Source organism: Stieleria bergensis, from assembly GCA_007745635.1.
In the GTDB taxonomy this organism is placed as follows: domain Bacteria; phylum Planctomycetota; class Planctomycetia; order Pirellulales; family Pirellulaceae; genus Stieleria; species Stieleria bergensis.
On the sequence record CP036272.1, the window covers coordinates 4,337,157 to 4,347,828 of the forward strand.

General features: G+C 56.5%; 9 protein-coding genes. 5 read left to right on the forward strand and 4 right to left on the reverse strand.

The window, feature by feature from the left end:
• Positions 1-287 precede the first annotated feature (287 nt).
• Together SV7mr_RS15360 and SV7mr_RS15365 are read left to right on the forward strand one after the other, a co-directional pair.
• Positions 288-662: a hypothetical protein gene (locus tag SV7mr_RS15360; RefSeq protein ID WP_419187433.1), complete on the forward strand. Its 375-nt coding sequence runs from the start codon at positions 288-290 to the stop codon at positions 660-662.
• A 354-nt stretch (positions 663-1,016) separates the two neighbouring features.
• Positions 1,017-1,835, forward strand: a complete 819-nt coding sequence (locus SV7mr_RS15365) for a ParA family protein (RefSeq protein ID WP_145273936.1) — start codon at positions 1,017-1,019, stop codon at positions 1,833-1,835.
• Positions 1,836-1,991: 156 nt separating this feature from the next.
• Here the strand turns inward: SV7mr_RS15365 and SV7mr_RS15370 are convergent, their stop codons facing one another.
• The 3 genes from SV7mr_RS15370 to SV7mr_RS15380 all read right to left on the reverse strand — a co-directional run bounded on the left by SV7mr_RS15370 (position 1,992) and on the right by SV7mr_RS15380 (position 4,441).
• The gene (locus tag SV7mr_RS15370; protein WP_145273939.1) at positions 1,992-2,885 is read right to left on the reverse strand and encodes a hypothetical protein; all 894 of its coding nucleotides are present in this window, start codon (positions 2,883-2,885) and stop codon (positions 1,992-1,994) included.
• Positions 2,886-3,203: 318 nt separating this feature from the next.
• The gene (locus tag SV7mr_RS15375; protein ID WP_419187434.1) at positions 3,204-4,046 is read right to left on the reverse strand and encodes a methyltransferase domain-containing protein; all 843 of its coding nucleotides are present in this window, start codon (positions 4,044-4,046) and stop codon (positions 3,204-3,206) included.
• 74 nt (positions 4,047-4,120) lie between these two features.
• Positions 4,121-4,441, reverse strand: coding sequence for an FmdB family zinc ribbon protein (locus tag SV7mr_RS15380; RefSeq protein WP_419187435.1), 321 nt, complete (start codon positions 4,439-4,441; stop codon positions 4,121-4,123).
• Between SV7mr_RS15380 and SV7mr_RS15385 the strand changes: the two genes are divergently transcribed.
• Together SV7mr_RS15385 and SV7mr_RS15390 are read left to right on the forward strand one after the other, a co-directional pair.
• Complete coding sequence (locus SV7mr_RS15385) at positions 4,428-5,198, forward strand: NAD(P)H-hydrate epimerase (protein ID WP_419187436.1); 771 nt, start codon at positions 4,428-4,430, stop codon at positions 5,196-5,198. The genes SV7mr_RS15380 and SV7mr_RS15385 overlap by 14 nt on opposite strands.
• Before the next feature lie 250 nt (positions 5,199-5,448).
• Entirely contained in the window at positions 5,449-6,363 is a 915-nt protein-coding gene (locus SV7mr_RS15390; protein ID WP_145273947.1) for an SMP-30/gluconolactonase/LRE family protein, read from the forward strand.
• A 73-nt stretch (positions 6,364-6,436) separates the two neighbouring features.
• Here SV7mr_RS15390 and SV7mr_RS15395 read toward each other — a convergent pair whose 3' ends face one another.
• On the reverse strand, positions 6,437-9,409 hold the full coding sequence (locus SV7mr_RS15395; RefSeq protein ID WP_145273950.1) for a hypothetical protein: 2,973 nt from the start codon (positions 9,407-9,409) through the stop codon (positions 6,437-6,439).
• A 572-nt stretch (positions 9,410-9,981) separates the two neighbouring features.
• Here SV7mr_RS15395 and SV7mr_RS15400 point away from each other — a divergent pair.
• Entirely contained in the window at positions 9,982-10,311 is a 330-nt protein-coding gene (locus tag SV7mr_RS15400; RefSeq protein ID WP_145273953.1) for a co-chaperone GroES, read from the forward strand.
• The last annotated feature ends 361 nt before the right edge of the window (positions 10,312-10,672 follow it).

Sequence of the window (10,672 nt, forward strand, 5' to 3'; positions counted from 1 at the left end):
CTGGTTTCTGGACTTCAACATTTAGGAGGCGGCGTTTGCAGGGACGCAAAGGGTTGAAAATCGGTTCGGCGGCACAGACACAAAGCGGCCTCCAGTCGAGCCTGAAAATTAAAAGTTTTTTATTGGTATTGACTTCCCGAGATATTCGCATTGAACGCAAAAGGCCTGGGAAAACTGCGGAAAACGCCTTGATGCAACCGTTCCCCAAAGTCGATACAGCTTGCGGTCGTCCTAATTGCCCCAGCACGACCCTTAGCAACGACAATCGAACTAAAAATAAAACATCGATGAGCGACAACCAATCTCGATTGCCATCCGACTGGAAGATCTGGTCCGCCGATGGTCGCCAGGAGAGCGAGCTGCCTTCACAGGACTCAACACGCTGCCTGGCCCCTGAAAAGACCTGCGAATCTCCAGCGGCCAGCGCCGATCAAACCTCACGGCTTGACCGCGAACTCGACCAACTGACCGGCACCGGCCCCAAGCAAACGCGCAGCATTCCGCTGCGTGTCCTCGTGCCACTGTTGATGGATGCCTTTGAACACAATCGAACTTGGTTGCAGGACTTCGCCGACGACATCGTGTCCCTGGACGCGGACTTGCACGAAGTTCTGTTGGCCTACCAATCGATCATAAACCAAGATCGAGACATGGCTGCGTAGCGTTGCCGCCACAGCAACCTGCTCCGCAAACTGCTCTGCTCGGCCACCACCCGCCCGGCAGGTCTGGACCCGCTAGCCAGCGAAACGGTCCGCCTTGCCTGCCAGGACTTCTACGCTGCCACAGCACTGCCCGCTGCGTTTTCACAGTTCGCAAGCTGACCCCAAGGCATTGACTGGCCTTCAAGGGGCCAATTTGCCTGCTCACCATGACTTCTCGGCCGGTATCACCCGACTTGAAGTGATTCGACGGCCAACCGATGTTGACCTGGTTGCTTGCAAAGCGATAAAGGAGACGCTTACGTTGCCTACACGGCAACCGACAGATTTAAACATCTCCAGCAAGGCAGCGACTCCATGCGAAGCATCGCAGTGATCAACCAAAAAGGTGGCGTGGGAAAGACAACCAGTTCCGTCAACGTAGCTGCAGCACTAGCAGCCAACGGACGCCGAGTTTGCTTGATGGACCTCGACCCTCAGGCCCATGCCTCGCTGCACCTGGGCATCAGCGCCTTGGATAACCAACCCAGCATGTACGAGGTCCTGTGTGCAGAGGCCTCCGTTGCCGAGTCTCGTCAATGGGTCACAGAGAATCTGGCAGTGGTGCCATCCAACCTTGATCTCGCAGCCGCCGAGCTAGAACTCGCTGGCGAAGTCGGACGCGAGATGATCCTGCGTGATCGACTCCAAGATGACGACGAACCGTTCGATTACCTGATTCTCGACTGCCCACCTAGCCTGGGTGTCCTGACGGTCAACGCCTTGGTCGCAGTGAACGAAGTCTTTCTGCCCTTACAGCCTCACTTTTTGGCGCTGCATGGACTCAGCAAACTGCTTCGCACGATCGAGGTGGTCTCGCGCCGCCTGAACGACAGTTTGAAGCTCTCCGGTGTGCTCCTTTGCATGTACGATTCCAACACGCGATTGGCGGCGGAAGTCAGCACCGACATTGACGAATTCTTCCAATCCACCAAAGGCGGCCGAGCGTTCTTTCGTGATGCACGGTTCTTTGACACACGAATTCGCCGCAACGTCCGATTGGCCGAAGCGCCAAGTTTCGGTCAATCGATCTTCCAATATTCGCCGGACAGCAACGGCGCTGCGGACTACAACCAACTGGCAGCGGAAATCATGCAGCAGGAACAGTCCTTTGTCACACTTCCCGTGGCGGCCTGATCAAGCACGCTGCGGCCAGACGATCCAACGCGGACGAGCGCGCCCGGTGATTGCGCTCATGAGTGATCACGCCCGAAACGACGGCCTCCGCCTAGCTTGCCCCCAGAACGGCACTCTCGCCAGGCTTCCTCTGTCCCTTTTTTTGGCGACGGTACCTCACACGCTGTAATAGGCTTGCCAAACCGCCTGCAGCGATGTACCCAAAGCAGCCAACGCTTCCTGACGACGCACTGAGTCTCGTCCGGCCCAGGACTGGTTCAGCCAAACCTCAACCCCCAGGTATTGCAGTTCACCAAACAGCCGTCGCATGGCTTTGGTAATGGACTCTGCAGAACCACGTCGGGGATAGTTGCGGCGAAGCTTTAGATTGATTGTCTCTTCATAGCACTCGTACACCCAATCGTAACACAGAGCGCTCTCCAGGGCTCGCTTGGTGTCGTACAGCAAACCAACGTCGGTCCGGTAGGGCTCGCCATTGCGCTTGCCAGGAAAGGTGCGGACGGACAGATGCAGGACGGGTGAATCATTGTCAATCAAAGCGCTCAATTGGCTTTCCAATCGTTGCCGATACGACTGGTAGATGGATTGAATCAGAAATGCTTGCTGCTGGGGCGACCAAGTCTGATCGACCGGTTCCTGACTCCCGTGCATGCTGCCGTGCTGCACATCTTTGCCAAAAGCCACCGAACTGAGCGCGTTGAAGTCTTGGGCAAGCGGGTCGTGGAATTCGGGCACTAAGCCGTCCTGAGGATCCGGCAGATCGCAGCACCCGGGCACGCCAAAGAGGTTCCTGTGACCAACGGGTAAAGTCACATCGATCAAGCACAGCGGATAATCATGCCTGATCAAGGGCGCTGAAAGAGCGTCCGCCAACTGCTTGGCGATCTCGCCGTCCTGGCAATCCGCGACGCCGGGACGCTGCTGAAGCTCACACAACCGCCGACAATGCTGATAGCTGCCTGCCGAAGGATTCTGCTCGGAGACATTGAGACCTTCAATCTGATCGACAGATTGATTTCCGGCAGTTTCACAGGAGATCAGCAGAGCCACAATTCAGGACAAATTTGGAAGGCAAAATCAGAGGCGGATGTCGCACCAACGCCAATATAGCTCGACAAGGGGTTTTCCATCCACCAGTCTTCAAGCAGCAAGCCGCCGATCTTCGAAAAAAACAGCCCAGCTAGCGAAAAGGGCGGGCCTCGCTCGCGATCGCCTGCCGGTGGCTCTAAAAAGCCACCAGAGACCACAGCAACGCTCGCCACGCCAGCGGCAACAGATTTTCAAGACGCTTGTCACCTGGAATAGCTTGCGCCGAACACCTGCCTTGCGCCCGCGATCAACTTGACGGCTGCCGCTGAGCACAGGCTGCTAGACCGTCGGCACATGCGAGGCTTTGTCAAACAACAGGATCTCAGCGTTCAATGTGACCTCCGCATTGCCAAGTTGCTCGATCCGTTGCTGCTGAGATCGGCGAACGGCGCGGTAGGTCATCGCCATGGCGTCCTGCAAGGCCTCGCGCTGTAGGCTGACGGAATGTTTCCATTGCTCATGCGAGAGAAGCCCCAAACCGACTTCGGCGAACTGTTCAGCGATGGCCTGCCAGCGGCTTTTGCGTTGACCGACTTCTTGCGCCTGCTGGCGGAGCTCAATCAAGTCCTCTGGCCCCGGCACGACGACCAGGACACGGGCATCATCAGCCAGCACTCTGGCGATTTCCTGATAGGGGCGTCTTCCAAACAGGGACACGACATGCTGAATCGAACGATCGGCAAATGGCAAGCGCCGATCAGCATTGGCCAGCACCCAGGTTGCCGCTGGCCAACTTCGCGCGGCAAGTCGCAAGGCTTTCTTGGAAAGCTCGACGCCGCAGTAATGATCGGGGGCTGCCGATTCAAAGATGGCCTGGGAAAAAGTGCCTTCGCCGCAGCCCAGTTCCACTGTCCAGCCAGGCTGTTGGGCTCCGATCGCACTGCAGGGCTGGCCAGCGAGTTCTCGAACGCGATCGACCAGACCTTGCATATGGCCTCGCTGCAGCCAGCGCCGCCGGGCTTCGACGGCGTCGTCGCTATCACCTGCCTGAGCGGACTTTTTGTCTTGCGGCTGCAGCAGACTCCAATAGCCCGCTTTGGCTTGTTCAAAGTGATGCCCTCGGTCACAAAACAGACCGCCGGAGGCATCGGAGGACTGCCCCTCGGCGTCGCGTGATGCCAAAGGTAATCCACATCCACGAACCGAACAGCAAATCGGAAACATGCAGTTAAAGAACCTTGATCCGTTACAGAGAACTAAAAGCCGGTGTCACAGCCACCACCACAGCAGCGAGGTGCGCCGCAGGCACCCCCATCCCCCGCGGAAGCCACTGGTAACGAGCCTCCTGATTTCATGTTCGGCGCCGCCGGTGCACTCATCAAGCGAATCATCTTTTCGCTGTGACACGTTGGACACTCAACCTTCTCGTCAGGGCGACGCACCAGGACCTCGACAGACTGCTCGCAGTCATTACATTCGTATTCATAAAGTGGCATAGTAACTTCCTCAGACACTGGCGGTGCTGGCAATGGGTTGCCGATCGCAACGAGACGAGACCGGCGATTGGCCCGAACCATTCTGAGTCCTCCCGGCAGGATTGGCAAGTTCCGCTATTTGATCTGGCCAGAAATCCTCGACGAACAGATTCCTCGATTAAAACAGGCACCTGCGATGAAACGCGACCAAGTCCGTCTGATCGACCAGACCGCCATCGAAGCGTATGGAATGCCGGGCGTGATTTTGATGGAAAATGCCGGTCGCGGTGCCGCCGAAGCGATTTTGCATCAGGCCCCCAGCAAGGCGTCGATTTGCATCCTGTGTGGGCCGGGTAACAATGGCGGCGATGGCTATGTCATTGCCCGGCATTTGCAACTCGCAGGCCGCCAGGTCACGCTGATTTCGCTGGTCGAACTGGAAACGCTTTCGGGGGACGCCGCGATCAATGCAAACATTGCAGTTGCAGCCGACCTGCCACTGCAAACGGTTTCCAATGAACAGACATTGCAAGATGCCCTGCCCCAGGATGCGGTGATCGTTGATTGCTTGTTGGGGACCGGCGCCAGAGGAGCACCGCGAGGGCTGTACGCCAGCGCGATCAAGCTTGCCAACCAGCGGGCTGTCTACCGCGTCGCCATTGACCTGCCCAGTGGCATGGACTGCGACACGGGCCAGATCCACGAGCCGACCTTTCAAGCCGACTTGACACTGACCTTTGTCTGCCGCAAAGAAGGCATGCAAGCGGATTCAGCAGCCACATACTTGGGCGCTGTCCAAGTGATCTCGATTGGCGTGCCATTAAAGCTATTGCAAGACTTCGATGTCCCAGCCTCTTGAGACAGAGCCACAAACGCTTGCCACAAAAGCCTCGCCACCGCTGGCTGATGCGCTGATCAAGCCAAGATCTTTCGAGGGAGTCTGGCACGTTTGCAAGCTTCATCGATAGCCTGTTCCAGCACACGGAAACTCGTTATCCTGACTGCCAGCGATCCAGCTCTGCGAACAACTCGGCGCCGTTTATTTTCACAGCCTCCTGACAGGAAAAACCGTGGTCCAAGTCCTTGAAACTACTCCGCTTGACTTTCCCATGTCCAGCCAGCTTCGCTTTCTGCCAGAAGGCCCTTATCCGCTGGGACCGAATCAACTGTCTTGGGTGGGCATTCAACATGGTGCGACCGCAACACAGGGAAGCTTGAATTTGCTGGACCTGAAAACGATGCAGAACACTTCGTTGGATCTGCCAGGTCGCCCCGGCTTTGCCTTTCCCTGCCAAACGCCAGGTCAATTCATTGTCGGCTGCGAGCGATCGCTGGGCTTGTTTGACACCAACGACCAGAGCTGGCAAGAATTGATCGGTGGGGTTGATGACGATGTGACCAACACCATCATCAACGATGGCTTGGTCTACCAAGACAACCTGATCTTTGGCACCAAAGACTTAGAATTCGCGACCAAGAAAGCGGGCCTTTACCTGTATCGCGGCAGCGACAACCAGCTGATTCGGCTTCGAGATGACCAGCTCTGCAGCAACGGCAAGGCCACCGTTGTTGTCGATGGCCAGCTATCGCTGATCGACATCGATTCTCCCACCCGCCAGATCGTGCGGTACCCACTGGACATTCAGGCAGGGACTCTGGGAACCCGTGAAGTCATCATTGATTTAACGGACGACCCGGCCGTCCCCGATGGCATGATCCTCACTCCCGACGGGACTCGACTGATTGTGGCGATGTTTTTGCCCCAGGCAGCGACGTTCGGCGAGACTCGCATGTACGACTTGGCCAGCGGGGAATTACTGGTGACTTGGCGCACACCGCTTTCAAGCCAAAACACCTGCCCCGCTTTGGTTGAATTGGACGGCCAGCTTAAACTAGTCATCACCACTGCGGTAGAAAACATGACCGCGGAAGACCAAGCGATGTGCAGCAATGCCGGCAAGCTTTTTATCGGGGACAGCTCTCTGGAGTACGCTGTACTTGATGCCCCTGTGTTTCCAAGATAAACCAGGTGGTGCAAACCGGCAACGGAACCATCGCCCAGGCAAGGCCAGCCCCGCCCAGCCGAACGAACGTCCTTTAGCGGATCCCGATGGGGCGTCGCGTGGTAGCGAGATCGGAGTCCTCTGGGGTCACGGCAATGCCAATCCAACCATCGCGGAGTTCGAATTGACCGATCCGCGTGCCGGCAGGAAGTCGAGCGGCCAACCGTTCTGGATTGGTTAACTGCACCGGTTGATCATGAGGCAGCAACTTGTTGAACAGCGCCCGAGCTGGCAGACGATGCCCCAGCGACAAACCGGGCCCCGAAAGACTCAAGTGCCCCTGACGAACCAGCTTGATGTCAAACCCATCGATCTGTGGCACATAACAGACGCGGACAATCACCTTTCGTAGCTCACCTGCCTGTTCCTTTTTCAGCAGAATGACCCGCAGCGTGATCCAGAACTTTCCGTCTTCGATTTCAACTGTGACAGGACGATGATTGGCCAGATTAATCCGCACATCTTCTGGCAGACGGTTGGGAAATTGCGCTGTGCCCAGCCCCAACGACTCGTAGCAGGTTTCCAGCAACTCCTTTGCTGACATCTCTTCGCCTTGCGGCAAAAGCTGCTCCAGCATATTGTTGAGTGCGGATTGGTGAACTTGGACACTGATCAAGTTATCGGCAACCGCTCGTGGTCGCGGCGTCATGGCAGCCAGTTGCAAATCTCCGGCGACGCGATAACGTGCGATCAGCCGTTCCTCCGTTGATTGCATGTCGGTCACTTGCGGATCCAATCGCAGTCGCTCCAGCGGGCCGAGCACCATTTCGCTGAGGCGACTGGAGACACGATCAACCCTGTTCGACAGTTCGGTTTGCATGCCATTTTCCAGCGTCTCTTCAAGATGCTGTTGCGAGACCTGCTGCAACGCCTCCTGCTGCTGACGATACTGTTCCGTCACGACCAGGGTGACCAACTGATGGAGCAGCGGCCACTGCTGATAATCCGTTTGCACACCCTCGAGCTTCAAGTCACTGTCAACGTTTAGCGAAGTCGGCCCCATCGAGACATGTTGCCTGCGAATGGAGAGCGGAGTTGCGGTTTCAAAAGGGGAATGATGCCGCGTGCTGACTTCAGCCAGAGCATGCTGAGCTTGATGCTGACCACCGACGTACCCCATCGCTTGGAAATGAACATCCCAGCCGTCACCACAGTCCTTGAGATCCAAGGCGTGACGCGAATGCATTTCGCTGGTCCCTGTCACGTTCATTCCGGCCAACTGTCCCTTGATGTCCATCTTGCGAGGCTCAACGGCTGGAATGACGTGGTTTAATAGCTGCTCACTGACCGAGAATCGGATGTTTGCATTGCGGTAGTAAGTGTCCAGATTGCTCGCCAGCTGTGAAGACAGCGGGTGAGAAGACTGCGACAGCATTTGCAAGGTGTGAGCGATTTCGGCGGTGACCAGATCGATGGAGTTCTGCTCGCAGCGTTCAATTTGTTGCAGTAGAGCGGAATAGTCGATCGGATCCGCTGCAAACCCGCTCACCAATTCAGCGGCGTGCTGAAAGGCGGGACCGTCCAGCCATTGCCGCTGTCCCGCTTGCAGATTTGGCCAAACCAGGCGAGCGAGAAACACCTGCCCCACCTCTCGCAATCGCGCCGGGTCATTGCTGGCGACAGCCTGTTCCAGCTGATCGATCACCAAGTAGTCGAGCCACAGTTTTTGATCGGGGAAACGCTCATGCAACTCGCGAATCTCGGCAATCGATTGGCGAATCTCACGCTGCTGCTCGGCTGTCAACGCTCCATCAGTGGACTGGCCTGCGGAAGCGATCAGCTGATACACCGGGCGCCAAACCATCAAACGACGCTGAAGCGAATAGATCGCCTGCGTCCAAGCCACCCGCTGGCTGCGCGATGGCAACGATTCAACATGCCGCCAACCATAGCCAGCCATTTGTTCCAAGCCATACAGAACGGCGTGCATGGCGGGGTCGGACAGAGTTTCGATTTGCCCCATTTGATCCAACATGTACCGCACATCTCGTGACCATTGCCTGATGGTATCGTTATCAACACTGGGCTGCTGCTCCGGCAACGAATAGATAAGCGTTTGAGAGCTCGATAAAAATGCGTCACCAGAGATGCGATCCAACACGTCAAGTTGTTGCATCAGTTTTGCGGGAGCGACCCACGCGACACTACGATCAGACGCGCCCGCATCAGCCAACCTGGCATCGTTTGGGCTTGCTTGACGAGGCGAGCGCGTTGCACTTCGCTCTGCAGGATGATTCAATGCCAACTGTGCCCCCAAACGAGGAAGCTCAACCGGCGGATTCAGCTTCTCCGCTTCCGCCAACAGATCGGCGTGAACGCCTGCAGCGGATTTCGCTTGTTGCCCCGTGTAACCTGCCGTTGCACCGGGAAAGCCCTGCGGCATTCGGGGCAATGGCTGGCTGTCTACCTGAGGCAAACGCGTCACTGAACCGGCGATGCCTGGCAAGACGGCGATTGCTTGCGGTTTCTTCAACACGCCGCTGAACACGTTGTCGTTTGCGTCCTGGTGCATTTTTGTCTGCGCAAACAAGGATCGCACATCAATGTTGATGACGGAATCAATGGATCGCCCCGATCGGTCATCATCAGCCACTGCAGCGCTGGTAACTGGTCTTGATGCAGCGGCGATCTCAAACCCAAACAGGTCGGTCTGAGTGTTCAGCACTGGCGCAGGAACCCAGTTAGGCTGGTGCGACGGCCAGTCTTGATCATTGCCGTAAAAACGTGTCAGATCCAATGGCATCACGCCATCCTGTCCCGCCATCAACTGCTGGCGCCCGATGGTGGCACTGGGATAACGACTGTCGGCAAGCGAACCACTGGATTCTGCCATGCCCAGGCCTTCGTCAATGCCGTTGGGACCGGACACTGATTTGGCAATCGACGATCTGCCCGATGATTCGCCACTTTGCAACCACGCCAGATGCTCAAAAAGAACAGCACCATGATGCATTAGCACATAGCAAAGCCCGGTTGCCAAAACAGAGGCAACAAAGGGCCACGTCATTAGAGATCGATTGACATCCTTGCGCATTGGAAGAGCCGCTGGTCGTTGGAGAAAGTGAATCCTTTACTTTGCACTCAAACGGTCAATCGGCGAACCTGCCCGCAAGGTCCAATCCGACAGTCAGCCCCACCGGAATCCCGTCAATCGGAACAACCGTTCCTCATTTGGCAGTCAGCAAACTCAAATCACCCTCAAAACACCCGCATTGCTGGCAAAATCTGCCCGTTCACCCCTAGTTCTTGCCGCGTTAACCCTGTAATAAATCACGCTGGCGGGCAACACTATGCCGCATCACCCTTAACAAATTGATGGCGTGGCCCCTCGACTGGCAAACAGTGGCTTGAAACCTCCGAAATCGGACGGTTCGGCGGTAGACTCAAATTGTCGCCCCGTGCGTGTGGCAGGAACCGCGACGCCAGCATGCTGGTAGGATGCCCCTGGCTCACTGGCGCTGATACGCTGCTGCTAACATACTGCTGCTGACACACTGGCGACCTCGTGTTCCTTATGCCGCAGCACTGCCAGCACGAAGCAGCCACACCCCATCCAATGAAGCCCCACACTGAAACGTTATGGCGAAGAAAAAGTCGACTTCCAATTTTGAATATGTCGAACCGATCGGAGACCGGGTTCTGGTTCGCAAAGACGAGCCCAAACGAGAAACTCGCGGTGGGATCGCTCTGCCGGATGCTGCTGAGATCCCCACCATCACTGGCCGCATCGTGACCATTAGTGCGGTGGTGGAAAATGATGAAGAGCTGCCGCTGCGACAGTACGACAAGATCCTCTTTCACCCCAAAAGCGCGGTCCCCGTCGACCTGGAACACGACAACCAACTGTTCGTGGTCCCCGTAGAAGACATTGTCGCCGTCTTCCGCCGCTCCGCTCCCGAGGAAGACTGATCTGACCGCTGGGCTGCGACATTGACCCTGACCAGTTTTATGACAATCGAGCGTTTGCTGACCTGATCGAAGGGCATTTGACGAACGCGGCCCCTACCCTGGTCAGCGACCAATCGGACATCAGTGGGATGCAGGGCATTAAGCGTGAACGCACCCAAAGCCACTGATGCCACATCTTCGCTCGCGCTCGGGTATGGTAGCAATCCAAGCGTGCATGCTTGTCATCAACAACACCCTCCCACTTGCGGGAGCGGCTGTGTTAGATGTCAAGCGTTTTGTGGATTTTCCCATGCTGTATTTGTTTTGACCATTGTGTTGAGTGTGATGAGGATTTTGCGCATGCATGCGGTAATAACGACCT